The sequence below is a fragment of the Pseudomonas sivasensis genome, assembly GCF_021391435.1.
GTDB classification, from domain to species: Bacteria; Pseudomonadota; Gammaproteobacteria; order Pseudomonadales; family Pseudomonadaceae; genus Aquipseudomonas; species Aquipseudomonas sivasensis.
Map to the genome: position 1 here is coordinate 5027165 of NZ_CP090029.1, position 26798 is coordinate 5053962.

The following is a 26798-nucleotide window of genomic DNA, read 5'->3' on the forward strand; positions in this document are numbered from 1 at the left end:
AAAAACCCGCGCCAGGCGCGGGTTTCTTCTAAACGGACAGCATCGCTTACAAGCGTTGCAGATCCCGTTGAGCCAACTGTGCAGCAGAAGTGCCCGGATATTGGGCAACGACCTGCTGCAGAATGCCTTTGACCTTGTCGGTATGACCCAGGCGGCGCTCTACGTCAGCGAGTTTGTACAGCGAATCCGGCACCTTGGCGTGCTTGGGGTACAGCTGGCTGACCTTGGCAAATGCCTGGCCCGCCCCCTGCAAATCACCCTTTGCCAGGTTCACCTCGCCCAACCAGTACTGGGCGTTGCCCGCGTACTGGCTGTTTGGGTATTTGCGCAGGAAGGCGGTAAACGCCTGGCTGGCCTTATCGAAATCCTTGGCTTTGATCAGGTCGAAGGCTGCATCGTAATACAGCTTTTCCTTCGCAGGATCACCCGGTTCACTGCTGGAGGCAGGGGCTTGGCTCGCGGCCGCGGCCCCTACTGCTGCACCACCGGCAGCGGCGCTTGGCGCGCCACCGGCAGAAGAATTATCAGGAGTAGCGGCAGGTGTAACGCCGGCTCCTATGCGTCGATCAAGATCCTGGTAACGCTCCAGGCCTTCTTGCTTCAGCTGACGCACTTCATTCTGCAGAACTTCAATGGTGCCTTGTTGCTGCGCCAATTGATCCTGCATGCGTTGCAGCTGGTTGAACAGTTCGCCCTGTGCCGAAGGGGCGGACGTAGCCGCCCCCCCAGCATAGGCGCCGTTCGTGCCATAACCTGCTGGCGGATAGCTGCTCCCGCTATTGTTATAGCCAGAGTTGCTATCTTCCACAGGAACCGCAGCCCACACCGCAAGCGGTGCGAAGCTGAGAGCCAATACAGTTAGAGCACGACGGCACGTTCGCATGACGAATTACTTACGCAGTTCGACGCGACGGTTTTGAGCCCAGGACTGCTCGTCGTGGCCAGTAGCAACTGGACGCTCTTTACCGTAGGAAACCAGTTCCAGTTGGCCTGGGGCAACACCTTGCAGTACCAGGTAGCGCTGAACGGCTTTCGCACGACGCTCGCCCAGTGCCATGTTGTACTCACGAGTACCACGTTCGTCGGTGTTACCTTCCAGAACAACGCGAGCGCCGTTAGCTTTCAGGTCCTTCGCGTGAACGTCCAGAGCGCGCATGGCTTCTGGTTTCAGGTCCGAACTGTCGTATTCGAAGTAGAAAGTGGTGATAGCGCGCAGAGCAGCTTCTTCGCTCAGGGAGCCGTCAACTGCACCAGTGTTAGCGCCGTAACCAGCGTTTGGATCAACAGCTGCGCCTTCACCGGCATTGTCGCCGCCTTTAGACGAGCAACCAACGGCTACGGACAGAGCCAGAGCCAGAGCAGCAAACTTACCAAACTTCAGCATTTCCATCGTGAAACTCCTAATGAACCCCAGTGTGTTAAGTACTTCTTTTTGTAGCGCCGCGTCAGTTCAGGTAAGGGGACCAGGACGGTTCTCTGACTTCGCCTTGAGCGGTAGGAAGCGGGAGCCTCACGCGTCCATTAATGGACACGAGCATCAAGACTCCCCGGCCCTGCTGGCGGGTGGCGTAGATTACCATGGTGCCGTTGGGCGCAACAGTAGCTGACTCATCAAGGTTGGTATCTGTGAGGATTTTTACGGTTCCACGCTGCAAATCCTGGGCCGCAACCCGGAAATTAGTGAAGCCATCCTGACGGTGAATCATCACCAACGTCTTTTCATCAGCCGAAAGCTTAGGGTTAGCGTTGTAGTTACCAATAAAGGTCACTCGTTCCGCGCCGCCACCACTAATGCTCGATTTGTAGATTTGTGGCTTGCCGCCCCGGTCAGAGGTGAAATAGATGGTCGAACCATCCTTGCCCCAGAACGGTTCAGTATTGATACCCGGGCCACTGGTAACACGATTGATCTGGCGCGAAGCCATGTTCATCACGTAGATATCCGGGTTGCCGTCTTTAGACAGCACGAATGCCAGGCGCGAACCATCCGGCGACCAGGCTGGCGCGCCGTTGAGGCCTTCGAAGTTGGTGATCTGCTCACGACGACCAGTATCGATGTGCTGGACGAAAATGCGCGGACGCTTCTGCTCGAACGACACGTAGGCAATGCGCTTGCCGTCCGGCGCAAAGCGCGGCGACAGGATTGGCTCACGCGATTGCAGCAACGTCACGGCACGTGCGCCGTCGTAGTCCGAGCGCTGCAGAGTGTAGCGGGTGTTATCTACAGAGAAACGCTCAGCCGTTACGTAAAGCAGGCGTGTTGAGAACGCCCCTTTGATACCGGTGAGTTTTTCAAACGACTGGTCCGAGATGTAGTGGGCCATGTCCCGCAGTTGTTCGGTGGTGCCCGAAACGCTGCCGGTCAGGACCTGTTGCTCGGTGGCCACGTTGAACAAGGTGTATTGGATTTGCAGGCGACCGCCGGCCGGCACGATGTTGCCGACCATCAGGTACTGGGCGCCAACGGCTTTCCAGTCACGGAACACGACTTCGCTGGCCTGGTTCGGCTGGCTGATCATATTGCCTTTCGGAATCGGCGCGTAGTAACCGGAGTTGCGCAGGTCGTCGCTGACGATCTGGGCCATGTCGTCCGGCAACACACTGCCGCCCTGCCAACCGAACGGTACAACAGCGATCGGGGTGGCCCGGTCGCTACCGCTGGTTACCAGGATGTTCTTTTCATCCGCCGCCGCTATCCCTGCCATACAGCAAATAACGACAAGCATTCCTCGAAGAAGGTTTCTCACAAGGCTAGATCCTCAGGTGTGAATGTCATCTTGAATGAACGATAGGGAGCGAAGTCGCTTGGTTTCATTCCCTGCATCTCGGTCAACCGGCCAATGTTCTTGACTGCGGCAACCGCCGAACTGTCGAACGAACCATCACCACTGGACTTGGCCACGCTGACCGAAGTCACCGTACCGTCCGGCAACATGCCGATCTGCAGCACTACTGTCATGCCTTTGCGCGCCGAAGGTGGACGTGTCCAGCCTTCTGCTGCCCGTGCCCGAATCAGGTCGTCGAAACTGCCCGCGACTTCATCACCACGCTCATCGGCCAAGGCTTGCTGACGCTGCGGCGTGTCGGAGAGCAAATCTGCCAAGGCCTGGGCCTTTTTCTCTTCGGCGGATTTACGCGCTGCTTCCTGGGCCTTTTTCTTGGTGGCGTCGGCGGCAGCTTTCTTCTTCGCGTCGTCGGCGATCTTCTTCTTCGCCTCGTCTGCTTCAGCTTTTTTCTTGGCGTCTTCGGCGGCTTTCTTCTTCGCGTCTTCGACTATCTTTTTCTTGGCCTCTTCAGCGGCCTTTTTCTTGGCCTCTTCTTCGGCAGCTTTTTTCGCTTCTTCTTCAGATTTCTTCTTGGCTATATCAGCCAATTGTTTCTCTTCAGCCTTTTTAGCTTCGGCAGCTTTCTCGGACTTCTTGGCTTCATCAGCCTTTTTCGCCTCGTCGGCCTTCTTCGCTTCGTCAGCCTTTTTCGATTCCTCGGCCTTTTGAGCCGCCTCTTCTTTCTTTTGTTCCGCAGCAGCCTTCACCGCTTCCTGCTCGACCTTCTTCTGTTCCATCTGTTCGACTTCAGTCTGGCGCGCAGCCGACTTCTGGGCCTCACCCGCAATCTTCTGATTGGTCTGGGTGGTGGCCTGACTTTTCGATTTCAGCTGATACAGGGTCGCCTGCACGATCGGCTTGGCTGGCGGCAAGTCCGGGGTCATGGCAAAGCTGACGAACAACATGCCAAACACCAGGACGTGCAGGGCAATTGCCCAGACGCTAGGCCAGAAGTAGCTTTCCGAGGCGGACGGCTCTCGCTGTTGCTGCATCAGGGCGCCTCGGTAATCAAGCCAACGTTACCGACGCCGGCCTTCTGCAGCCCGCCCATGGCGCCCATGACGGAGCCGTAGTCGACCGACTTGTCGCCGCGAATGAAGACCTGGGTGTGCTTGCCGCCTTCGTTGCCGGAGCGAATGATCTTGGTCACAGCATCAGTCATCGCCGGCAGGGTCAGAGCCTTGTCCTGCTGCTTCTGGGTGTCGACTTCGCTGCCAAGGTTCCAGTAATAGGTCTTGTCAGCCTTGATCGAGATGGTCAAGACCTGGGTATTGTTGTCCTGAGGCAAGGCTTCGCTGGAAACCTTGGGCAGATCAACCTTCACACCCTGGTTGAGCATCGGCGCGGTCACCATGAAGATCACCAGCAGCACCAGCATCACGTCGATGTAAGGCACTACGTTCATCTCGGCGACCGGCTTGCGCTTGGTTCGAGCTCGAGTGATTAAAGCCATCGGGGAGTACCTGCTTATTCTTCGCTGGTGTGCACTTTACGGTGCAGGATCGCCTGGAATTCATCGGCGAAGGTGTAGTAACGGCCAATCAGGTTCTCGCCGCGCGCGGCAAAACGGTTGTAGGCGATAACAGCGGGGATAGCGGCGAACAGGCCGATCGCGGTAGCGATCAGAGCTTCGGCGATACCTGGGGCCACTGTGGCCAGGGTAGCTTGCTGGGCCTGGGCCAGGCCTCGGAAGGAGTTCATGATCCCCCACACGGTACCGAACAGGCCGATGTACGGGCTGACGGAACCAACGGTGGCGAGAAACGGCAGGCTCTGCTCCAGCTTCTCTTCTTCACGGGAGATGGCGACGCGCATGGCACGAGCCACGCCTTCCATCACTGCTTCCGGATCAACACCCGGCTGCTGACGCAGACGCGAGAATTCCTTGAAGCCGGCCCGGAAGATTTGCTCCACACCCGAATCCGGGTCCGGGTTGCTGCCGGCCTGGCGGTAGAGCTTGGACAGGTCGATACCCGACCAGAAGCGCTCTTCAAAGCTCTCCAGGGCACGTCGACCGGCACGCAGCAGGTTGCTGCGCTGAAAAATCATGACCCAAGAGGTAACCGATGCGGCTACCAGGATCAGCATCACCAGTTGAACCACAACACTGGCATTGCTGACCAGGCTCCACATGGAGGAATGGTCGACGACGGTAGGTTCCACGCTAAATCTCCTGCTTTGATTGTTTACCCGCGCCGCTCACGGCGGCAAAGGCCGCACGTAGAGTTTCGGGAATGGCCCGAGGTTTCAAACTGTTGGTGCGTACACACGCCACCAGGAACTGCCCCTCACAGAGCAGCGTTGCATCCGTTGCCCGCCTGACCTGCTGCTTGAAACGCAGGCTGGCACGGTTCAATTCGATTACTTCAGCGCTAACCAGAAGCTCGTCGTCCAGTCGCGCCGGCGCGTGGTAACGCGCCTCGCTGGAATGCACGACGAATAACAGGTCCTCCCCTGCCAGCTGGGATTGGGCAAAGCCCAGCTCCCGTAGCCGCTCGGTTCGAGCCCGCTCCATGAACTTGAGGTAATTGACGTAATAAACGATGCCGCCGGCATCGGTGTCCTCGTAATAAACGCGACAGCGATGTGCGAACGACTGATCCCCGTTTTGCGCGCGCATACTCTAGTGCTTACTCCTGAGGTTGCCAATCCGGCTGGGCAACTGTTTTTTCATTCTTTGAAACATTTGCAGTGACTGAATGACGACGCCAGACACTGGGACAGCACAAACATCGAATAAATCGACTCCCATGAAGCTTTTAATCGTCCACTGCATCGAGGAATTCGTCTACCACGGGCATCTCACCCAATCGTGACGGAATGTTTAACCCAAAGTGCAGATAAGCGTGACGCGTCACCACCCGCCCCCTTGGCGTACGCATGATGTAGCCCTGCTGGATCAGGTACGGCTCAAGAACATCCTCAATGGTGTGCCGCTCTTCACTGATGGCCGCAGCCAGGCTGTCAACGCCCACCGGGCCGCCGTCGAATTTCTCGATCATGGTCAAGAGTAGACGTCGATCCTGGTGATCGAAACCATGCTCGTCCACGTCCAGCAAGTTCAGCGCCAAGTCAGCCACTGCCTTGGTGATATGCCCCTTGGCCCGCACTTCAGCAAAATCGCGCACACGACGCAGCAATCGGTTGGCGATCCGTGGCGTGCCACGGGCACGACGCGCAATCTCAAACGCGCCTTCCGGGTCCAAGGGCAAGCCAAGTATGCTCGCCGAACGGCTGACGATGGTCGCCAGATCCGCCGTGCTATAGAACTCAAGACGCTGAACAATGCCGAAACGGTCTCGCAATGGGTTGGTGAGCATGCCCGCACGAGTCGTCGCCCCCACCAGGGTGAACGGTGGCAGGTCGAGCTTGATCGAGCGCGCCGCCGGACCTTCGCCGATCATGATGTCGAGCTGAAAGTCCTCCATCGCCGGGTACAGCACTTCCTCAACGATGGGCGACAACCGGTGAATCTCGTCGATAAACAGTACGTCGTGAGGTTCAAGGTTGGTGAGCAGCGCCGCAAGATCACCCGGACGCTCCAACACCGGGCCGGAGGTGGATTTGATCGACACCCCCATTTCCTGCGCAATGATATTGGCCAGGGTGGTTTTACCCAGCCCCGGTGGACCGAAAATCAATGTGTGATCCAGGGACTCACTGCGCCCGCGCGCGGCCTGGATAAACAACTCCATTTGCTCACGCACGGTGGGCTGGCCGATGTAGTCGGCCAGGCTCAGGGGGCGGATGGCCCGGTCCTGAACTTCTTCACGGTCGCGCGGACCAGTGGCCGCAATCAGACGATCAGCTTCAATCACTTAAATCATTCCCTTCAGGGCTCGGCGGATCATGTCTTCGCTGCTCAGGTTCTTGTCTTTAATCGCCGACACCGCCTTGCTTGCCTCCTGCGGCTTATAGCCCAGAGAGATAAGCGCGCTGACCGCATCGCTTTCGGCGCTCGCTACTTGGCCCGCCGGCATATCCGGTTGGTTCGGCACCAGGGCGAACATGCTCGGCACAACCTCCCAGGCCTTGAAGCGGTCTTTGAGCTCGACCAACAGGCGCTCGGCGGTTTTCTTGCCCACACCCGGTACCTTGGTCAAAGCCGAGGTGTCCTGGGCCGAAACGGCACGCACCAACTCGTCTACTTCCAGGCTCGACATCAAGGCCAGCGCCAGTTTCGGCCCTACGCCATTGAGGCGAATCAGTTCGCGAAAAAAGTCTCGGTCACGCTTGCCGATGAAACCATAGAGTAGTTGCGCGTCTTCGCGCACCACCAAATGGGTATGCAGCGTTATCGGCTCACCGACCGACGGTAGGCGATAGAGTGTGGTCATGGGCACTTCGAGTTCATACCCCAACCCGTTTACATCCAGAATCAGATGCGGCGGCTGTTTCTCAGCCAGGGTGCCGCGCAAGCGTCCAATCACGGTTCAAATCCTTAAAGCGTGGGGGTCAGAACGAGGCCTGACCGCAAATTTCGATTGCGCTGATGCTATCAGAGACGCAGCCGCCCGCCACGACTGCGTGCTGTGCCCAACCCGTGGGGAAGCAGGCTGGAACGGGTGTGTGCATGGCAAATGGCAATAGCCAGGGCGTCAGAGGCATCAATCTGCGGTTTTGAGGTGAGCTTGAGCATGTGCATGACCATCATCTGAACCTGCTCTTTATTAGCGGCGCCGGTGCCGACCACGGCCTGCTTGACCTGAGTAGCAGTGTATTCCGCGATTTCCAGGCTCTCTTCGGCGCCGGCGACGATGGCAGCGCCACGGGCTTGGCCGAGCTTCAACGCCGAGTCAGCGTTTTTTGCCATGAACACCTTTTCAATGCCCATGGTCACCGGCCCGTAGGTCTGGATCACTTCGCGCACGCCGCGATAAACAATCTGCAGGCGCTCGGCTAACTCGCCCGCGCCGGTGCGGATGCAGCCCGAGGCGACATAGACGCAGCCGCGCGGGGTGTGTTGCACCACACCAAAGCCGGTGATGCGCGAACCGGGGTCGATACCTAGGATTAAAGTCATAACGCCTGCAGGTTGGATAAACACATTTTTTGATACACCGTAGTTCCAATGTGGGAGGGGGCTTGCTCCCGATAGCAGTGTGTCAGTCAGCTTATGTCTAACTGGACGACCGCCATCGGGAGCAAGCCCCCTCCCACATTTGGATCTACGTCATTCCTCAGACTAGCTGTTCGGCCACGGATTCCGGGATGTCGGCGTTGGAATACACGTTTTGCACATCATCCAGGTCTTCCAGCATATCCAGCAGCTTCAGCACCTTCTGCGCGCCATCCAAGTCCAACTCGGCACTGGTGGTCGGCAGCATCACGATCTCGGCGTCGGAGCCTTTGAAGCCGGCCGCTTCCAGGGCGTTACGCACGGCGTAGAATCCGGCAAACGAGGTAAACACGTCGATGGAGCCATCTTCGTTGGTGACCACATCGTCGGCATCGGCCTCCATGGCGGCCTCCATCAGCGCATCCTCATCCACACCCGGCGCGAAGGATATCTGGCCCTTGCGCTCAAACAGGTAAGCCACCGAACCGTCGGTGCCGAGGTTGCCCCCGCATTTGCTGAACGCATGGCGCACAGCTGCGGCAGTGCGGTTGCGGTTATCGGTCATGCACTCGACCATCACCGCCACGCCGCCTGGGCCATAGCCTTCGTAGGTCAGCTCAACCATGTCGTCGGTATCGGCAGCGCCGGCACCACGGGCCACAGCGCGGTCGATAATGTCGCGGCTCATGTTGGCGCCGAGCGCTTTGTCCAGTGCCAGGCGCAGACGCGGGTTGGAGCCCGGATCACCACCGCCTTGACGGGCAGCGACGGTCAGCTCGCGAATCCACTTGGTGAAAATCTTGCCTTTCTTGGCATCCTGACGCTCTTTGCGGTGCTTGATGTTCGCCCACTTGGAATGGCCAGCCATAACACAACTCCGAAATTCTCTAGAAACCTTGATCAACCCCGCCCCAGGCGGGATACAGCTCTTTAACGCAAAGGCGCATCCGAAGATGCGCCTTTTTGACTGCGTAAAACCCTATAGCGCTTTCACGCAGCAGCCTTACTCAGCCTTTGGCGTCTCGCGCAGACGGATGTGCAGTTCGCGCAGCGCCTTGGCATCCACCACACCCGGAGCCTGGGTCATGACGTCCGCAGCACTCTGGGTTTTCGGGAAGGCGATCACTTCACGGATCGACTGGGCACCGGTCATCAGCATCACCAGACGGTCGAGACCGAACGCCAGGCCACCGTGAGGCGGCGCGCCGTACTTCAGGGCGTCGAGAAGGAAGCCGAACTTCTCTTCCTGCTCCGCTTCGTTGATGCCCAACAGGCGGAATACCGCTTGTTGCATCTCTTTGCGATGGATACGGATCGAACCGCCACCCAGTTCGGTGCCGTTTAGCACCATGTCGTAGGCACGGGACAGTGCGCCAGCCGGGTTGGCTTCCAATTCCTCAGGCGAGCACTTCGGCGCGGTGAACGGATGGTGCAAGGCGCTGAAGCTGCCGTCGTCGTTCTCTTCGAACATCGGGAAGTCGACAACCCACATCGGTGCCCACTTGCAAGTCAGCAGGTCCAGGTCGTGGCCCAGCTTGATACGCAGCGCGCCCAAGGCTTCGCTGACGATCTTGGCTTTGTCTGCACCGAAGAACACGATGTCGCCGTCGACCGCGCCAACGCGATCCAGAATCGCGTTGAGGTTGTCCAGCGGAATGTTTTTCACGATCGGCGATTGCAGACCGTCAACACCGTTGGCGCGCTCGTTGACCTTGATGTACGCCAGGCCCTTGGCACCGTAGATGCCGACAAACTTGGTGTAGTCGTCGATCTGCTTGCGCGGCATGCTCGCGCCGCCAGGCACGCGCAGGGCCGCGATGCGGCATTTAGGGTCGTTGGCCGGGCCGCTGAAAACTTTGAAATCAACTTCTTTCAGTTGGTCGGCAACGTCCACCAGTTCCAACGGGTTACGCAGGTCTGGCTTGTCGGAGCCGTAGCGGCGCATGGCTTCTTCGAAGGTCATGTGCGGGAATTCGCCGAATTCCAGGTCCAGCACTTCCTTGAACAGGTTGCGGATCATCTGCTCGGTCAGGCCCATGATCTCTTTTTCATCGAGGAAACTGGTCTCGATGTCGATCTGGGTGAATTCCGGCTGGCGGTCGGCGCGCAGGTCTTCGTCGCGGAAGCACTTGGCGATCTGGTAGTAACGGTCGAAGCCGGCCACCATCAGCAGTTGCTTGAACAACTGCGGCGATTGCGGCAGAGCGAAGAACGAACCGGCGTGGGTACGGCTAGGCACCAGGTAGTCACGCGCGCCTTCCGGGGTGGCCCGGGTAAGGATCGGCGTTTCTACGTCAAGGAAGCCGTTTTCGTCGAGGAAGCGGCGGATGCTGGTGGTCATGCGCGAACGCAGACGCAGCTTCTCGGCCATTTCCGGACGACGCAAGTCGAGGAAGCGGTAGCGCAGGCGGGTTTCTTCGCCGACGTCGGAATATTCATTCAGTGGAAACGGCGGAGTTTCCGACTCGTTCAGCACTTCCAGCTCATAACCCAGCACTTCGATCGCACCGGACGCCATGTTCGCGTTCACGGCACCGGCCGGACGCAGGCGAACCTTGCCGGTGATCTTCACGACGTATTCGCTGCGCACACGGTCAGCGGCGGCGAAGCTCTCGGCGCGGTCCGGGTCAAATACCACTTGGGCCAGACCATCACGATCACGGATATCGAGGAAGATCACCCCGCCGTGGTCGCGGCGACGGTGAACCCATCCGCAAAGGGTAATTTCCTGACCTTCCAGGGTCTCGTTCAGTTGGCCGCAATAGTGGCTGCGCATCATGGTCGTGGTTTCACTTCTCGTAATTCGAAATTCGGTGGAGGCTTGCCTCGTCACCGCACAGTTAAGCAGGGGACGGATAATGCAGTAGCCTGCGCGTGGAGTTCAACTCAGTCTGCTTTGTCGCCGCCGGCCAGATTCTTCTTCGAGCCGGTCTTGAAATCGGTCTCGTACCAGCCGCTGCCGCTCAGGCGGAAGCCTGGCATGGACAACATCTTCTTGAGCTCGGGTGCCTGGCAGGCCGGGCAATCGACCAACGGCGCGGCGCTGATCTTCTGGATGGCTTCCAACTGATGTCCACAGGAAGCACATTGATAGTCGTACATGGGCATGGCGATGTCTCGGCGATCGATCGTTACTGTGCCGCGCCCGCTCTTGGAGTAGAGCAGAGGGAGAAAGCCCCGGCAGCAGCAAAGCGCGAGATTATATCTGGTAAATCGAGGCAGCGCAGCCGGCTTTCTGCCCGGAGCCTGGTCCACTTCGACGGCGGACCGGCCCCAAAGCCGACCGATCACTCAGGGTTTGGCGAGGCAACACGGCCTTTTAATAGATGAACCACGCACACAACCCTGACCAAGCCACTGAAGTTCTTCACACCTCCATACCGCAAGTGCACTTCCCGATCGACATAGGACAGCAGCGCACTGACAGAGCAGGCATTGATCCTGGCTATTTCCGTGAGGATGTTCCAATAGATCTGCTCGAGCCGCAGACAAGTGGAAAACCCATTGAGCCGTACCGATCGGGACATTGGCTTGGCCAGCCCCATATCGAACCCCTTGGCGAAGGGGTCGACGTTTATCTTATGAAAACCACCGGTTTCCATTACTCCAATATCCACTCCACGTGACATACACCTGACACTCCATTGCCAAACAGCAGCCCACGGGTCCTCCCATTGGGCAGTGACCCTATAAAACAGCAGGACGAGGCAGGCAGCCAGAAGACGGGACGTTGAAAGTCGTAGGACAACGCTAGGAAATGCATGGAAACAAGCAAGTGGCGCCGCGATGGCGCCACTCCGGGTCAACGACTACTGATTTTCGAGCAGAGAGCGCAGCATCCACGCGGTTTTCTCGTGAACCTGCATACGCTGAGTCAACAAGTCTGCAGTCGGCTCATCGCTGACTTTATCAAGCAGCGGGAAAATACCCCGCGCGGTCCGTGTGACAGCTTCCTGGCCCGCCACCAACTGCTTGATCATCTCTTCTGCGCTGGGTACGCCCTCTTCTTCCTTGATGGAAGACAGACGGGCATAGATCGAATAGGCGCCCGGCGCCGGAAAACCCAGGGCACGGATACGCTCGGCAATAGAGTCAACCGCCAGCGCCAGCTCGTTGTACTGCTCTTCGAACATCAAGTGCAGCGTCCGAAACATGGGGCCCGTGACGTTCCAATGGAAGTTGTGGGTCTTCAGGTACAGTACATAGGTATCGGAAAGCAGTCGTGATAGCCCATCGACGATGGATTTACGATCTTCTTCACTGATACCGATATCGATTGCCATGTTTATCCCCTTCAATTGACAAGCATTCATTGATCAGGTGCAGGACCACTGTAGCAAGAGTGCTGCTGACGCGCAGCCCGCCAAGGACACGGTGCGGCAAATGGTCCTGCGCTTTACGCCCTCTTCGGCGGCAACCAAGTCATTTGAGCCACGCAGGAAAATTCCCGCCAAACGCCCAAAAAACACCCGCACCTGTCTAGGACCGGCGTTTCACGCAGAAATGCCCCGCACCCTGCAAAGCACGAAAATGCTTGATTTGAGTAGGCACAGCCTTTGCTGTTAAATAGGCAGCGTGTCGCCGCCGTTTTTTCACGGCGAGCGGCATAGGCTGATACCCGTGCACGTGCCCAACGCCTCCCATTGTTCAGAAGCGAACCGTGCCAGTCAGCTCTTCCTTGTGATCCGTCTTAACGTGAGTTAATCAAAATGTTGAAAATCGTCCACCTGCTAACGGGCGTTGCAGCGTTGCTGCTGTCCTTTATCCCGAGCCTGCAGCCTGAAAGCCTGCCCTACCTGCAACAACATGACGCTTTGTACCTGGCCTTGTTCGGCCTTCTTAACCTGACGCTCGCCCCAGTAATCCCTTACTGGAACAAAGGCACGCGCCATCAACTGCAAAACCTGGTCAGCGCGCTGCTGGTACTGACCGTTGTCGTACAAACCCTCACCCTCCTGGCACCCATGCCTGAAGTCGGCGGCCATCCGGCCATCCTGCTCAGCCTGGTAATTGCTGTGGTCGCCATCGCTCTTCACCTGGCTATCAGCTTCTACCGCTCGTCCCCCGCGGCCGCGTCGCAAAACTACGACATGACCAATCGGGATACCGGTACCGTCAAGTGGTTCAACACATCCAAAGGCTTCGGCTTTATTTCCCGTGATTCGGGCGACGATATCTTCGTCCACTTCCGGGCCATTCGCGGCGAAGGCCATCGTGTTCTGGTTGAAGGCCAGCGCGTGGAGTTTTCCGTGATGAATCGCGACAAAGGCCTACAAGCCGAAGACGTGATCGCTGCATTGCCGCGTCGCTGATTCCAGCCGTCGCAGCAAAAAAACCGCGATCCAGCCTGGCTGGGTCGCGGTTTTTTTATTGCCTGTCGATCAGTAGTGAGGCGGCGGCGCTTCTTCTTCAGATGACTCGAATTGCCCGCCCATTTCTTCCTGGCGCTTAAGCAGCGCGGTCATCTGCAACTGCAGCCGTTCGACGGCCCGCTGCTGGGTGACCAGGATGTCATTCAGAGTTTCGATGGTGTCGTCCTGGAAGGCCAGGCGGCTTTCCAGTTCAGTGACGCGGTCTTGCAGATCCATGGTTCAGCCCTGGGTAAAGATAAAGTCGGCGGGCAGCAGCTCGCGCAGACGCGAACGAATGGCGACCAGTTGCTCTTCAGTGTACGGCTGGGCCGGATGCTTGCCCCACACTGGAGCAGGCCAGGCAGCGTCATCACGCTTGCGTACGATCACATGCACATGTAATTGGCTGACGACGTTGCCCAGCGCGCCAATGTTCATCTTGTCGGCGGCCAACCCTTCATTCAGCCACTGCGCCAAGGCCGTGGTCTCTTGCCACAGGGTATGTTGATCTGCGACATCCAGCTGAAACACTTCGCTGATACCGTTGATACGCGGCACCAGGATGAACCAGGGGTAGTTCGAATCATTGGACAGCAGCAGGCGGCACAGCGGGAAGTCCCCGATGACCAGTGTGTCTTGTTGCAAACGTTGATCTAAGGCGAACACCACGGGCACTCCGTTCGGCAGGTCAGTTTCAGGCGCCAGCATACCTTTGAACGCGCCAGGCTTCACGGCGAATGGCAGCAACGTAACGCAAACCGATAAAAACCTGCACTCTTAAGAGGCAGGCAAATATTTGAGCTACGCTAATCCGGGCCTTTCAAGGGCGCACCAAAATGACCCACTTGTGCATCAAAGGGATCCGCCGACTACCCACTTGTAGGGTGAACCGGTAACGTTTTTCTCTGGCACAGTGTTTTAGTACCACCGAACAGGCGTAACCCATGCACGTCAAGCCCAAACAAAACGGCGTAAAAACACCGTACTTATGAGGTTTTTACACGCCCACCACGCTTTTCACGAAAAAATGACATTCGGTTACCGGTTTGGGCGCGCTTGTTGCATTCACACTCACATCGTCGGCAACGACACCCGTTTGGAAGCAGGTGTTTCGCGATAAAAGAACAGCAGCGTTTCGATGCGCCCCACGGAAGGTTTCAAACTTCGAAAGAGGTCTGAAAACAGCATTGAAGTTGTCAGTCCCGTAACATTCAGGACTGTGAATTTGCGACATGGAGCTAGCAATTTACGACAGCCTCGTAAAGAAGCTGAAAGGAAAGTTTGGTAAGTATCGTCATTAGAGTCTGCGTGATATAACTTTGCGCCGACACAAAAAAGAAAGAGCCGCCCAGATAAAAATACAGGTGGGACGGCAGTACTCTTCCGAAAACCAAAGGAGCAAATCACGATGCGCGTGATGAAGTGGAGCATGATCGCCCTGGCTGTTTCTGCAGGCACCTCGCAGTTCGCAATCGCGTCCTCTCAGGACGACGCAAAGGGCTTTATCGAAGATAGCACCCTGACCGCGAAAACCCGTGCAATGTACATGAACCGTGACTACAAGGACGGCGTGGGTAACGTGCGTCGTGGTAACGGTACCTACACCACCGGCACCGACGACAAAGTCAGCGGCTACCGTCAAGACACCGGTATCAGCGAGTTGCTCACCTACCAATCCGGCTTCACCCAAGGCACCGTCGGCTTCGGCGTCGATGCCATGGCCATGGGCAGCTATAAGCTTGATGGCGGTGCGGGCCGTGCCGGTAACGGTCTGTTCGCAACCAATGGCGCTGGCGAGCCAGAATCCACTCAGTCCAAAGTGGCTGGGGCAGCAAAACTCCGCATCTCCGACACCGTGCTGAAATATGGCAACCAGTTCGTATCCAGCCCGGTTTTCACTACCGACGACGGCCGTCTGCTGCCTGAAGTCGCCACCGGCACCTTGATCACCAGCAACGAGATCAAAGGTCTGGAATTGACCGCTGGCCGCTTCACCGCACTGAGCGCGCAAACCGGCATGGGCCGTGACAGCATCAACGGTCGCAGCCGTGTTACCGGCAAGCAAAACCCAGGGCTGAGTGCAGCGAATATCGCTGGCTTTACCTACTCGGGCCTTGAGAACTTCATTTTCGCGTTCCACGCCTCCGATGTTGAAGACTACTGGAAGAAACAGTACGTCAACGTCTTCTACACCCTGCCGCTGAGCGACAAGCAATCGTTGAGTTTCGACTTCAACGGCTACCGCAGCAAGGACGACGGCAAGAAGCTGAACGGCGACCTGGACAACCGCGTCTGGAGCCTGGCAGCTGCGTATAGCATCGACGCACACAAGTTCACCCTGGCTTACCAGCAGTCCTCTGGTAAAACCGGTTACAACTACGGTGTCGACGGTGGCGGTACCGTTTACCTGGCCAACTCCGTGCAAATCTCCGACTTCGTTGGCGAAGACGAGAAGTCCTGGCAGGCTCGCTACGACCTGAACATGGCCTCGTTCGGCGTGCCAGGTCTGAGCTTCATGACCCGTTACACTCGCGGTAGCAACGTTACCGTTGCAGATTCCAGCGATGGTAAAGAGCACGAGTGGGACGTGGAAGCCAAGTACGTACTGCAAGAAGGCCCGGCCAAAGGTCTGTCCTTCCGCGTTCGTAACGCAATCTACAGCGGCACCAACAGCGATTACCGCGCGACCAACTACGACAACCTGGTCGACACCCGTGTGATCGTAGAATACCCACTGAGCATCTTGTAATTTCAGTGGTCAGCTGATTGCGCTAACGCGTAACGCTAATAAAAACCGGCGCCCTTAATCAGGTCGCCGGTTTTTTTATGACCTACAAAAAGCGCTTCAATTTTACATAGCAAGCTAACTAAGAAACCTAGGCTTACTAGTTGTGTTACTCGGCGTCGATTAAAACTTGATAGTTGCCAAAGGGGAGTGACAAAAAACAAGGGGCATGAAGCCCCTTGTCTTTAACAGCAATAGCTGACCGAGCGGCCAAGTTAATAAAGCAACTGATTACACAGCCGCTTCCTGAACCACACGAATAACCCGTTGCGGAAACGGAATATCAATCCCCGCCGCCTTTAAACGATCACGCGCCAGTTCATTGAGCATGAAGACTACATCCCAATAATCCGGGGTTTTGGTCCAGCAACGCAGGGAAACCGTGATGGAGCTATCGCCCAAGGTCGAGACCACCGCAACCGCTGCAGGATCAGTCAGTACACGGGGATCTTTTGACAGTTCCAGAAGCACGTCACGGGCTTTTTGCAGGTCGGCGTCATAATCCACGCCCACATCAAACACCACCTTGCGGGTCGGCTGACGGTTGGTGTTGGTGATGATGCCGTTGGACAGGATGCCGTTAGGTACGATCACGGTCTTGTTGTCGCCAGTGCGCAGCACGGTGTGGAAGATCTGGATGCTGTCGACAGTGCCCGAGGTGCCTTGGGCTTCGATCCAGTCACCAATGCGGAATGGGCGGAACAACAGAATCAGCACGCCACCGGCGAAGTTGGCCAGGCTGCCCTGCAATGCCAAGCCAATGGCCAGGGTCGCGGCACCGATGGCCGCCACGAACGAGGTAGTCGCCACGCCGATCATCGAGGCCACGCTGACAATCAGCATGACCTTCAGCGCAATGTTCGCCAGGCTGGTGATGAAGTGTTGCAGTGCCAGGTCCGCGTTACGCAGAGCCAGCAAGCGACCTACACGGTGGGTCAATACGTTGATCAGCCACCAGCCAATGGCCAGGGTGATCACTGCCAGTAGTACTCGGCTGCCGTATTCCATGATCATCGGGATCCACGACTGTGAGGTCTTGATCAGGTGATCCACTTCAGCATTGAAATCCATCTATCGTCTCCTGTTTGGCGGATGTGCGGCTTTATTGACGGCCTAAAAACGCAAATGAGCCCCGTAGGGCTCAAGTGCAGGCACAGGTTATGGGGCGTGGGACGTCAAAATCGCCCGCTGGTTCCCCAAAATGCCATCAGTCGCGGAAGTTATTGAACTGCAGCGGCATGTCGAAGGTTTTGGCGCGCAGGGCAGCGATGGCCTCTTGCAGGTCATCACGTTTCTTGCCAGTGACGCGAACCTGCTCACCCTGGATGGCCGCCTGGACTTTCAGCTTGGCGTCCTTGATATGGGCGACGATCTTCTTCGCCAGCTCCTTGTCGATGCCTTCCTTTAACACTGCTTCCTGCTTCATCAGCTTGCCGGAAGCGTAGGCGTCCTTGATTTCAAGGCACTGTGCATCGATCTTGCGCTTGACCAACGACAGCTTGAGGATCTCGATCATCGCTTCCAGCTGGAAATCGGCTTCAGCGGTCAGGTTGACGGTCAGTTCCTTTTCCTTGAACTCGAAGCTGCCCTTGCCCTTCAGGTCATAGCGACGGTCCAGCTCCTTGACGGCGTTCTCGACGGCGTTGGTGACTTCGTGTTTGTCCAGTTCAGATACCACGTCGAACGAAGGCATGTGATTTCTCCAATATAAGGGGCGGGTTCAGTAGAGATGGAGCGCGCCCGAGCTAAAATGCCGGGGCATTATAGCGGTTCTTTCGCCCCGTTCACCGCAGGCGACCCTACGGAGCACAAACTGATGTCGACCACCTGGCATATTCTCGGCGCCGGCAGCCTGGGCACACTCTGGGCCACGCGCTTGGCTCGCGCCGGCCTGCCCGTGAGGATGATTCTGCGCGATAAGGCGCGCCTTGCCAGCTATCAGGCCGGTAAGGGGCTGACGTTGGTCGAACACGGTATAGAAAAGACTTATCCGGTGATTGGCGAAACGCCTGACAACCCCGAGCCGATTCATCGCCTGCTGGTTGCGTGCAAAGCCTACGACGCCCAGAGCGCCGTCGCACATTTGCAGCATCGCCTGTCGCCACACGCCGAGCTGGTCCTTTTGCAAAACGGCCTTGGCAGCCAGGACGCAGTGGTTGCTCAGTTCCCCCAAGCACGCTGCATCTTCGCCTCCAGCACCGAAGGCGCGTTTCGCGACGGCGATTGGCGCGTGGTGTTTGCAGGCCACGGCTACACCTGGCTGGGGGATGCAGCCCACCCTGCCCCACCGCTGTGGCTGAACGACCTTCACGCCGCCGGCATCCCCCACGAATGGAGCACCGACATTCTTACGAGGCTATGGCGCAAGCTCGCGCTCAATTGCGCGATCAACCCGCTGACCGTGCTTTACCAGTGCCGCAACGGCGAACTGCAAACCCATCAATGTGAAGTGGCAACCCTGTGCGCTGAACTCGGTGAGCTGCTGGAATGTTGCGGCCAACCCGACGCCGCGCTGGACCTGCAACACGAAGTGGAACGGGTGATCCACGCCACAGCCGCTAACTACTCCTCCATGTACCAGGACGTCGCCAACGCCCGCCGCACCGAAATCAGTTACCTGTTGGGCTATGCTTGCCAGGCGGCCGCACGCCACCAATTGAACCTGCCGCATTTGCAGCAGTTGCAGGTGCGTTTGATTGATCAGTTAGTTGCACGCGGATTGCCCCGCGACTGAACCACGCGCTACCCTGCCCGCCTGTCTATCACCTGGGATAACCCTGATGCCGCTGCGCCAGCGCCTCGAAAATCTACCGGTTGGGCAGAAACTGCTGGCCGCCCTGTTGGTGTTGTTGACCACCGTATTGCTGGTGGCCAACCTGACCTTTATCAGCGCTGCGTACTGGATTTCCCAGGAAAGCATGGCACCTCAGGCGTTGCAGGCCATCGGTCGCCTGGTATCCAACCCGGGCCTCGCCGCCGAAGCACTCGAATCCCCCGCCCAAGCCGATGCCCTGCTCAGTGAGCTGACCAGCTATTCGCCATTACGCGCCGCCGCCCTGTATGACGGCGAAGGCAACCGGCTGGCGCAGATGCAACACGGTGATCGCCTGCACTTGCCGGACAACTATCGGCATATCGAGGCGTGGCGTGTTACCGAGTTTCGCAGTAACCAGATCATCACCCTGCCCCGGGCAGGCCAGCCTTCCGGGCATTTGCTGCTGGTGGCCAGCAGCGAACTGCCGGTGGCCTTCTACACCGGCACGCTGACGGCCAGCCTGGGTATCCTGATTTTCAGTGTGCTGCTATGGCTGATCATCGCCCGGCAGATCAAGCGCCTGATTACCCGGCCGATCCACGAATTGGAAGAACTGTCGCGCCAAGTAACCCGCGAAGAGAACTACGCCCTGCGCGCCGGCCGTGGTAACCGCGATGAAATCGGCAGCCTGGCCGAAGCTTTCAACACTATGCTCTCGCGTATCGAAGCTCGCGAACAGCAGCTCAAGCGCGCAAGGGACGACTCCCAGGCCGCTTATGACCAAGCCCAAGGCTTGGCCGAAGAAACACGCCATACCAACCGAAAGTTGGAGCTGGAAGTCCAGGTTCGCAGCAAGATCGAGAAAAAACTCACCGGTTTTCAAAACTACCTGAACAGCATCATCGACTCGATGCCCTCGGCGCTGATCGCCCTGGACGAACAACTCTACGTCACCCAGTGGAACCAGGAGGCCAGCGCGCTTTCCGGTACGCGTCTGGATGAAGCGCTGAATCAGCCGATCTACCTCGCTTTTCAACCGCTCAAGCCGTACCTGCCGCAGATCAAGGCTACGGTGGAGCAGCACACGGTAGAACGCATCGAGCGTGTCACCTGGATCAAGGATGATGAACCCAAGCATTACGCCCTGACCTTCTACCCTCTGATGGGCGGAGCCGGGCGGGGCGTGGTGATCCGTATCGACGACATCACTCAGCGCCTGTCCCTGGAAGAAATGATGGTGCAGTCGGAAAAAATGCTCTCGGTCGGTGGGCTTGCCGCCGGTATGGCTCACGAGATCAACAATCCGCTGGGGGCGATCCTGCATAACGTGCAGAACATCCGGCGCCGGCTGTCGTCCGACCTACCCAAAAACCTGGAATTCGCCGAGCAGGCAGGTATCGAACTGGAAAAGATCAACCGCTACCTGGAAGGCCGTGAGGTGCCACAATTGCTGGATGGCATCCAGCAAGCCGGTGCGCGAGCGGCCAAGATCGTCACTCACATGCTCAGCTTCAGCCGCCGCAGCAACCGGCAGATGGCGCCTTGCGACCTGCCGGCGCTGATCGACCAGGCCGTGGAAATTGCCGGTAACGACTTCGATCTGGCCATCGGTTTCGACTTCAAGGGCCAGGCGATCATTCGTCAGTTCGACCCCCAATTGGGCCCGGTGCCCGGCACTGCCAACGAGCTGGAACAAGTACTGCTCAACCTGCTAAAAAACGCAGCCCAGGCCATTCATCTGCGTGAAGACGATCGCGAACCGGGGCGCATCATCCTGCGCACACGTCTTAACCCGCCGTGGGCAGAGATTCAGGTGGAAGACAACGGTATCGGCATGAGTGAGAACGTACGTAAACGCACTTTCGAGCCGTTCTTCACCACCAAAGAGATCGGCCAGGGCACTGGGCTTGGGCTTTCGGTTTCTTACTTCATCGTCACCAACAACCACAAAGGGCAGATGGAGGTGCATTCCACCCTCGGTCAAGGCACCTGTTTTACCCTGCGCTTACCCTTGGCGGGCAGCCAACTGCCGCCCAATGAACTGACCCAACTGGAGCACTGACCATGGGCTTTCGCCTGTCGAAGATTTACACCCGTACTGGAGACACAGGCGAAACCGGCCTCGGCGACGGTCGCCGTGTAACCAAGGACCACCCGCGAGTTGAGGCCATCGGCGAAGTCGATTCGCTGAACAGCCAACTGGGATTATTACTGGCGGGCCTGGAAGAGCAGAGTGGCAAGCATCCGGAACTCAAAGATGTGATCGAGGTACTGACCCCATGCCAACATCGATTATTCGACCTCGGCGGTGAGCTGGCGATGCCGGTGTACAAGGCGCTGAACGCAGCGGAAGTGGATCGGCTGGAGGCCGCGATTGATCGCTGGAATGAAGAGGTCGGGCCGCTGGAAAACTTCATCCTGCCCGGTGGCTCGGCGTTGATCGCCCAGGCCCATGTGTGTCGCAGCCTGGCGCGCAGTGCGGAGCGGCGCTGTCAGCACCTCAACGCGGTGGAGCCGTTAGAGGGAGTGGGGTTGGCGTATATCAATCGGCTGTCGGATTTGCTGTTTGTGGCGGCGCGGGTGATTGCCAGGCGCCAGGGGATTGCGGAGATTTTGTGGCAGGCGGCGGCTAAGCCACACTGATCATGATTCGCTGACTGACAGGGCCTGATCGGGGGGCAAGTCGAATCGTCGCACCCGATGAGGCCCGCCAGAGCAGTTTCAAACTTGTGGCCAGAACGCCCTGATACCCGCTACACCCTGAGCCCCAGCTTCCCAAGCCTGTTCCCGATCAGCAGGTCCAACCCCACCCAACAGAAACACCGGTTTGCTGAACCCACGGATCAACTCTGCCGCCTGCTCCCAACCCAAAGGCATGGCATCAGGGTGGGTCTGGGTCGGCTGCACCGGCGACAGCGTGACAAAATCCACGTCCATCATTTCTGCCAGCGCCAGTTCTTCAGCGTTGTGGCAGGAAGCAGCCAACCAACGGTCTTTCGGCAGCGGCCGGCCCTTGCTCGCGTATTTGCGCAGTTGCGCCGAGGTCATGTGCCAGCCGGCGGCAGGAAAATCCCCCAGCCATTCAAACGGTCCTTTAAGCATCAACTGCGCCTTGCCAGCGCACAGACCCACCGCATCTACCGCGAGGTCGCGGTATTTGGGGTCGTAACCGTTCGGCGCACGCAGTTGGACCAGCTTGATGCCGCCCGCGACAGCCTTCTGAATCCCGCGTAACAGCGTCGGGGTTTCGAGTTCGCCGGGGGTGATCAGGTAATCGGCAGGCAAGCGCGCGGCGGCAACGATTGGAGCGTTAGCGGCCGGGAACTCGTAGTTGAGCAAATCCCGAGGCGCCACCCATTCCAGGGGTTGCCCTTCGACACCGTGGGGCTCGCCGGTAAAAGCCGAGACTTCCCAGACATCCAGCAAGACCTGCTTGTCCGGATAGTCATGCTGCACCTTGATCAACGGCCGAGCCGTGGCGACCTGGATACCCAGTTCTTCCTGTAATTCACGGGACAGGGCCGAGGCGACCGACTCACCGGCCTCCACCTTGCCACCGGGAAACTCCCAGAGACCGCCCTGATGCTGGGTATCCGCGCGGCGCGCCAGCAGGATCCTGCCGTCGACACCGCGGATCACCGCTGCTGCTACATGCACTCGTTTCACCGCGGTTATCCTCTTCTATCAGGTACGGTATTCCGCGTTGATCTTCACGTACTCGTGGGACAGGTCGGTGGTCCAGATGGTTTCGCTGCAATCGCCGCGGCCCAACTCGATGCGGATGGTGATTTCTTCCTGCTGCATCACCGCCGAGCCCTGTGCTTCGGTATAGCTCTCGGCACGAGCGCCACGGCTGGCGATGCACACGTCACCGAGGAATACGTCGATCTTGCTCACGTCCAGATCCGGCACACCAGCACGGCCAACGGCGGCGAGGATGCGGCCCCAGTTGGGGTCGGAGGCGAACAGTGCCGTCTTGATCAGCGGCGAGTGGGCCACGGTGTAGCCGACATCCAGGCATTCCTGGTGATTGCCGCCGCCGTTGACTTCAACCGTCACGAACTTGGTGGCACCTTCGCCGTCACGCACGATGGCCTGAGCCACGTCCATGCACACTTCGAACACAGCCTGCTTCAATGCCGCGAACAGTGGGCCGCTGGCCTCGGAAATTTCCGGCAGATCAGCTTTGCCGGTAGCGATCAGCATGCAGCAATCGTTGGTCGAGGTATCGCCATCGATGGTAATGCGGTTAAACGACTTGTTGGCGCCGTCGAGGATCAGGCTGTGCAGCACGTCGCGGGAAACTTTGGCGTCGGTAGCAATGTAGCCGAGCATGGTTGCCATGTTCGGGCGGATCATGCCCGCGCCTTTACTGATACCGGTCACGGTGACGGTCACGCCATCGTGCACGAACTGACGGCTCGCGCCTTTCGGCAGGGTGTCCGTGGTCATGATGCCAGTGGCGGCGGCCGCCCAGTTATCCACAGACAGGTCGTCCAACGCGGCCTGCAAGGCGCCTTCGATTTTCTCAACCGGCAGCGGCTCGCCGATGACACCGGTGGAGTAAGGCAACACTTGGCTGGCATCCACGCCAGTCAACTGGGCCAGCTTGGCGCAGGTACGCGCAGCAGCGACCAGACCAGGCTCACCGGTGCCTGCGTTGGCATTGCCAGTGTTAGTCAGCAGGTAACGGATGGAGCCGGCAACGCGCTGCTTGGCCAGGATCACCGGAGCGGCACAGAAGGCGTTGAGGGTGAAAACACCGGCGACGGTCGAACCTTCGGCACAGCGCATCACCACCACATCCTTGCGCCCCGGGCGCTTGATGCCGGCCGACGCGATACCGAGCTCAAAACCGGCAACCGGGTGCAATGTGGGCAAAGGACCAAGACCAACAGCCATGAACGCGCTCCTTAAAAAATAGATGATGTCTGTGCCGTCGTGATCGACGGTGAAATTAATGGCAAAACGCCGCGACGGCAGAGGCCGGTCGCGGCGCTAGGTATTGCAGCGTCAGGCGAAAATCTTATTCGATCTGGCCGTGGCAGTGTTTGAATTTCTTGCCCGAACCGCAGTAGCACAGTTCGTTGCGGCCCAGCTTCTGGTCATTGCGAACCGGCGCCTGAGCCAAGGCCACATCGACCTCTTCGCCCAACACCTCAGGCGCTTCCAGACCAGGCGCTTCGTCGTGCTGGAACTGCATGCGCGCAGCCAGTGCCTCGGCTTCCTGACGCAGGCGAGCTTCTTCCTCGATCGGGTCTTCGCGGCGCACCTGAACATGGGACAGCACGCGAATCGAATCGCGCTTGATCGAATCCAGCAACTCGGAGAACAGCGTGAAAGACTCGCGCTTGTACTCTTGCTTCGGGTTCTTCTGGGCGTAACCACGCAGGTGGATGCCGTGACGCAGGTGGTCCATGGTCGACAGGTGGTCTTTCCACAGGTCGTCCAGCACGCGCAGTACGATTTGTTTCTCGAAGGTGCGCAGTGCTTCGGCACTCGCCTGCTCTTCTTTCTCGTTGTACGCGGCCAGCAGCTCGGCCATCAGCTTCTCGCGCAGCGTCTCCTCGTACAGGTGATCGTCTTCGTCGAGCCATTGCTGGACCGGCAAGTCGACACCGAAGTCGCTCTTCAACGCGGCTTCCAGGCCAGCAACATCCCACTGCTCTGGCAGGGACTGTGGCGGGATGTGTGCACTGACGGTCGCGTTGAGCACGTCCTGACGGAAATCGGCGATGGTCTCGCCAATGTTGTCAGCGGCCAGCAACGTGTTACGCATGTGATAAATCACTTTACGCTGTTCGTTGTTGACGTCGTCGAACTCAAGCAGTTGCTTACGAATATCGAAGTTACGGCCTTCAACCTTGCGCTGGGCCTTCTCGATGGCGTTGGTCACCATACGGTGCTCGATCGCTTCACCGGACTGCATACCCAAGGCTTTCATGAAGTTCTTCACCCGATCCGAGGCGAAGATGCGCATCAGGCTGTCTTCCAGAGACAGGTAGAAGCGGCTGGAACCGGCGTCACCCTGACGGCCGGCACGACCACGCAGTTGGTTGTCGATACGGCGCGATTCGTGACGCTCGGACGCGATCACCTGCAAACCACCGGATTCGAGCACGGCCTGGTGGCGCTTCTGCCAGTCAGCCTTGATCTGGGCGATCTGCTCAGGGGTAGGGTTGTCCAGGGAGGCGACTTCCACTTCCCAGTTACCGCCCAACAGGATGTCAGTACCACGACCGGCCATGTTGGTGGCGATAGTCAGTGCGCCTGGGCGACCGGCCTGGGCAATGATCTCAGCTTCTTTTTCGTGGAACTTGGCGTTAAGAACCTTGTGCTCGATACCTTCCTTGTTGAGCAGGTTAGACACGTGCTCGGAAGTCTCGATGGTGGCGGTACCCACCAGAATCGGGCGGCCCTGGGCCATGCCGTCCTTGATGTCGTTGATGATCGCCGCGTACTTCTCTTCGGCGGTCAGGAACACCAGGTCATTGAAATCTTTACGCGCCAGCGGCTTGTTCGGTGGGATCACCATCACGGCCAGGTTGTAGATCTGGTGGAATTCGAACGCTTCGGTGTCCGCAGTACCGGTCATGCCGGACAGTTTGTTATACAGACGGAAGTAGTTCTGGAAGGTGGTGGAGGCCAACGTCTGGCTTTCGGCCTGAATGTTGAGCATTTCCTTGGCTTCGATGGCCTGGTGCAGGCCTTCGGACAGACGACGACCCGGCATGGTACGGCCGGTGTGTTCGTCAACCAATACCACTTGGCCATCTTGCACAATGTATTCGACGTTGCGATGGAACAGCTTGTGGGCGCGCAGGCCCGCATACACGTGGGTCAACAGGCCCAGGTTGTGCGCCGAGTACAGGCTCTCGCCTTCAGCCAGCAGGCCGATCTGGGTCAGCATGTCTTCGACGAACTGGTGACCGGCTTCGTTGAGTTCGACCTGGCGGGTCTTCTCGTCGATGGAGAAGTGACCTTCTTTGGTCACAACGCCTTCCACTTCTTCGATGTGCTGCTCCAGACGCGGGATCAACTTGTTGATCTCGGTGTACAGGCGCGAGCTGTCTTCGGCCTGGCCGGAGATGATCAGTGGGGTACGGGCTTCGTCGATGAGAATGGAGTCGACTTCGTCGATCACGGCAAAGTTGAGTTCACGCTGGAATTTTTCATCCATGCTGAACGCCATGTTGTCGCGCAGGTAGTCGAAACCGAATTCGTTGTTGGTGCCGTAGGTAATGTCGCACGCGTAAGCAGCGCGCTTCTCTTCCGGCGGCTGGAACGGCGTTACTACGCCGACGGTCAGGCCGAGATATTCATACAGCGGGCGCATCCAGTTGGCGTCCCGGCGAGCCAGGTAGTCGTTCACCGTCACAACGTGCACGCCCTTGCCGGACAGTGCGTTGAGGTAAACACCCAGAGTAGCTACCAGGGTCTTGCCTTCACCGGTACGCATTTCGGCAATCATGCCTTCATGCAAGGTCATGCCGCCGATCAACTGGACGTCGAAGTGGCGCATGCCCATGACACGCTTACCGGCTTCACGGGCAACCGCAAAGGCTTCGGGAAGCAGCTTGTCGAGGGTTTCACCTTTGGCTATGCGGGCCTTGAACTCTTGGGTCTTGGCGCGCAATTGCTCGTCCGACAGGGCAACCATCTGCTCTTCGAAGGCATTGACCAGCTGCACCGTCTTGAGCATGCGTTTGACTTCGCGCTCATTCTTGCTTCCAAAAAGTTTCTTTAACAAAGGCGCAAACATATCGGCAGGTTCTTCCACACATAGGGATGGAGGGCGCACCGTGAGTGGCCCGAGCAGCCCTCACGGCCGCATGCGAACGCGCATTCTACCCGGAATCGTGGGTGAGGAAAGTGGCGTTGTTCCCCGATGCTGGCATGGTGCTGTGAGAGGGCTTGTTTAAAATAAGGGCTTTTGCGCGAACTTCAACCCATGGAGCCGATTGATTTCCTGGGAAACCGCCCGGCAATGCATTGTCAGGGGCCGCGCAGACGCATTCTGCTA

Annotated in this window: 27 protein-coding genes; 5 read left to right on the forward strand and 22 right to left on the reverse strand. The window is 58.2% G+C overall.

Annotated elements, in window-relative coordinates; translation table 11 throughout:
• Positions 1-46: 46 nt before the first annotated feature.
• The 15 genes from ybgF to LRO94_RS22825 form a co-directional block, all read right to left on the reverse strand.
• The gene (ybgF, locus tag LRO94_RS22755; protein WP_233896895.1) at positions 47-883 is read right to left on the reverse strand and encodes a tol-pal system protein YbgF; all 837 of its coding nucleotides are present in this window, start codon (positions 881-883) and stop codon (positions 47-49) included.
• Positions 884-889: 6 nt separating this feature from the next.
• Complete coding sequence (pal, locus tag LRO94_RS22760) at positions 890-1390, reverse strand: peptidoglycan-associated lipoprotein Pal (RefSeq protein ID WP_003209827.1); 501 nt, start codon at positions 1388-1390, stop codon at positions 890-892.
• A gap of 55 nt (positions 1391-1445) precedes the next feature.
• On the reverse strand, positions 1446-2726 hold the full coding sequence (gene tolB / locus LRO94_RS22765; RefSeq protein WP_032890919.1) for a Tol-Pal system beta propeller repeat protein TolB: 1281 nt from the start codon (positions 2724-2726) through the stop codon (positions 1446-1448).
• A 17-nt stretch (positions 2727-2743) separates the two neighbouring features.
• Positions 2744-3817: a cell envelope integrity protein TolA gene (tolA, locus tag LRO94_RS22770; RefSeq protein WP_032890917.1), complete on the reverse strand. Its 1074-nt coding sequence runs from the start codon at positions 3815-3817 to the stop codon at positions 2744-2746.
• Complete coding sequence (tolR, locus tag LRO94_RS22775) at positions 3817-4269, reverse strand: protein TolR (protein WP_160384999.1); 453 nt, start codon at positions 4267-4269, stop codon at positions 3817-3819. Before tolR ends, tolA begins: the two co-directional genes overlap by 1 nt.
• A 23-nt stretch (positions 4270-4292) precedes the next feature.
• Complete coding sequence (gene tolQ / locus LRO94_RS22780; RefSeq protein WP_032890916.1) at positions 4293-4988, reverse strand: protein TolQ; 696 nt, start codon at positions 4986-4988, stop codon at positions 4293-4295.
• A 1-nt stretch (position 4989) separates the two neighbouring features.
• Positions 4990-5445 (reverse strand): tol-pal system-associated acyl-CoA thioesterase, encoded by a 456-nt coding sequence (gene ybgC / locus LRO94_RS22785; protein ID WP_032890914.1) that lies wholly within the window; start codon positions 5443-5445, stop codon positions 4990-4992.
• Positions 5446-5584: 139 nt separating this feature from the next.
• Entirely contained in the window at positions 5585-6643 is a 1059-nt protein-coding gene (gene ruvB, locus LRO94_RS22790) for a Holliday junction branch migration DNA helicase RuvB (RefSeq protein WP_003175801.1), read from the reverse strand.
• Positions 6644-7255 carry a Holliday junction branch migration protein RuvA gene (gene ruvA, locus LRO94_RS22795; RefSeq protein ID WP_003175802.1) on the reverse strand — a complete coding sequence of 204 codons (612 nt, stop codon included), beginning with the start codon at positions 7253-7255 and terminating at the stop codon, positions 6644-6646.
• Positions 7256-7323: 68 nt separating this feature from the next.
• Complete coding sequence (ruvC, locus tag LRO94_RS22800; protein WP_032890913.1) at positions 7324-7848, reverse strand: crossover junction endodeoxyribonuclease RuvC; 525 nt, start codon at positions 7846-7848, stop codon at positions 7324-7326.
• Positions 7849-8005: 157 nt separating this feature from the next.
• Positions 8006-8752 (reverse strand): YebC/PmpR family DNA-binding transcriptional regulator, encoded by a 747-nt coding sequence (locus LRO94_RS22805; RefSeq protein ID WP_122753129.1) that lies wholly within the window; start codon positions 8750-8752, stop codon positions 8006-8008.
• Positions 8753-8887: 135 nt separating this feature from the next.
• Positions 8888-10663: an aspartate--tRNA ligase gene (gene aspS / locus LRO94_RS22810; protein WP_032890910.1), complete on the reverse strand. Its 1776-nt coding sequence runs from the start codon at positions 10661-10663 to the stop codon at positions 8888-8890.
• A gap of 107 nt (positions 10664-10770) precedes the next feature.
• Complete coding sequence (locus tag LRO94_RS22815) at positions 10771-10992, reverse strand: FmdB family zinc ribbon protein (RefSeq protein ID WP_010208103.1); 222 nt, start codon at positions 10990-10992, stop codon at positions 10771-10773.
• 179 nt (positions 10993-11171) lie between these two features.
• Positions 11172-11513 (reverse strand): ribbon-helix-helix domain-containing protein, encoded by a 342-nt coding sequence (locus LRO94_RS22820; RefSeq protein ID WP_095185763.1) that lies wholly within the window; start codon positions 11511-11513, stop codon positions 11172-11174.
• Between the two features lie 180 nt (positions 11514-11693).
• Positions 11694-12167 carry a Dps family protein gene (locus LRO94_RS22825; RefSeq protein ID WP_003193874.1) on the reverse strand — a complete coding sequence of 158 codons (474 nt, stop codon included), beginning with the start codon at positions 12165-12167 and terminating at the stop codon, positions 11694-11696.
• Positions 12168-12593: 426 nt separating this feature from the next.
• Between LRO94_RS22825 and LRO94_RS27955 the strand changes: the two genes are divergently transcribed.
• Positions 12594-13196, forward strand: a complete 603-nt coding sequence (locus LRO94_RS27955) for a cold-shock protein (RefSeq protein WP_032890906.1) — start codon at positions 12594-12596, stop codon at positions 13194-13196.
• Positions 13197-13265: 69 nt separating this feature from the next.
• On the opposite strand, the gene LRO94_RS22835 is transcribed toward LRO94_RS27955, so the two are convergent.
• Together LRO94_RS22835 and LRO94_RS22840 are read right to left on the reverse strand one after the other, a co-directional pair.
• Positions 13266-13472 (reverse strand): SlyX family protein, encoded by a 207-nt coding sequence (locus tag LRO94_RS22835; protein ID WP_032890904.1) that lies wholly within the window; start codon positions 13470-13472, stop codon positions 13266-13268.
• Positions 13473-13475: 3 nt separating this feature from the next.
• Complete coding sequence (locus LRO94_RS22840; RefSeq protein ID WP_032890903.1) at positions 13476-13901, reverse strand: HIT domain-containing protein; 426 nt, start codon at positions 13899-13901, stop codon at positions 13476-13478.
• Between the two features lie 742 nt (positions 13902-14643).
• Here LRO94_RS22840 and LRO94_RS22845 point away from each other — a divergent pair.
• Positions 14644-15984: an OprD family porin gene (locus LRO94_RS22845; RefSeq protein ID WP_032890901.1), complete on the forward strand. Its 1341-nt coding sequence runs from the start codon at positions 14644-14646 to the stop codon at positions 15982-15984.
• 267 nt (positions 15985-16251) lie between these two features.
• On the opposite strand, the gene LRO94_RS22850 is transcribed toward LRO94_RS22845, so the two are convergent.
• Positions 16252-17091: a mechanosensitive ion channel family protein gene (locus LRO94_RS22850; RefSeq protein ID WP_032890899.1), complete on the reverse strand. Its 840-nt coding sequence runs from the start codon at positions 17089-17091 to the stop codon at positions 16252-16254.
• 136 nt (positions 17092-17227) lie between these two features.
• The gene (locus LRO94_RS22855; protein ID WP_003175814.1) at positions 17228-17713 is read right to left on the reverse strand and encodes a YajQ family cyclic di-GMP-binding protein; all 486 of its coding nucleotides are present in this window, start codon (positions 17711-17713) and stop codon (positions 17228-17230) included.
• 123 nt (positions 17714-17836) lie between these two features.
• Between LRO94_RS22855 and LRO94_RS22860 the strand changes: the two genes are divergently transcribed.
• From LRO94_RS22860 to LRO94_RS22870, 3 genes are read left to right on the forward strand one after another with little or no spacing between them, the layout of a single operon-like run.
• Positions 17837-18754, forward strand: a complete 918-nt coding sequence (locus LRO94_RS22860) for a putative 2-dehydropantoate 2-reductase (RefSeq protein ID WP_032890897.1) — start codon at positions 17837-17839, stop codon at positions 18752-18754.
• Positions 18755-18800: 46 nt separating this feature from the next.
• Complete coding sequence (locus LRO94_RS22865; RefSeq protein WP_032890895.1) at positions 18801-20837, forward strand: sensor histidine kinase; 2037 nt, start codon at positions 18801-18803, stop codon at positions 20835-20837.
• A gap of 2 nt (positions 20838-20839) precedes the next feature.
• The gene (locus LRO94_RS22870; protein ID WP_179179931.1) at positions 20840-21418 is read left to right on the forward strand and encodes a cob(I)yrinic acid a,c-diamide adenosyltransferase; all 579 of its coding nucleotides are present in this window, start codon (positions 20840-20842) and stop codon (positions 21416-21418) included.
• A 78-nt stretch (positions 21419-21496) separates the two neighbouring features.
• Here LRO94_RS22870 and LRO94_RS22875 read toward each other — a convergent pair whose 3' ends face one another.
• The 3 genes from LRO94_RS22875 to secA all read right to left on the reverse strand — a co-directional run bounded on the left by LRO94_RS22875 (position 21497) and on the right by secA (position 26537).
• Positions 21497-22441, reverse strand: coding sequence for a Nudix family hydrolase (locus tag LRO94_RS22875; RefSeq protein ID WP_179179930.1), 945 nt, complete (start codon positions 22439-22441; stop codon positions 21497-21499).
• Between the two features lie 18 nt (positions 22442-22459).
• Positions 22460-23677, reverse strand: coding sequence for a bifunctional glutamate N-acetyltransferase/amino-acid acetyltransferase ArgJ (argJ, locus tag LRO94_RS22880; RefSeq protein ID WP_179179929.1), 1218 nt, complete (start codon positions 23675-23677; stop codon positions 22460-22462).
• 124 nt (positions 23678-23801) lie between these two features.
• Complete coding sequence (gene secA, locus LRO94_RS22885; RefSeq protein WP_032890888.1) at positions 23802-26537, reverse strand: preprotein translocase subunit SecA; 2736 nt, start codon at positions 26535-26537, stop codon at positions 23802-23804.
• Positions 26538-26798 lie beyond the last annotated feature (261 nt).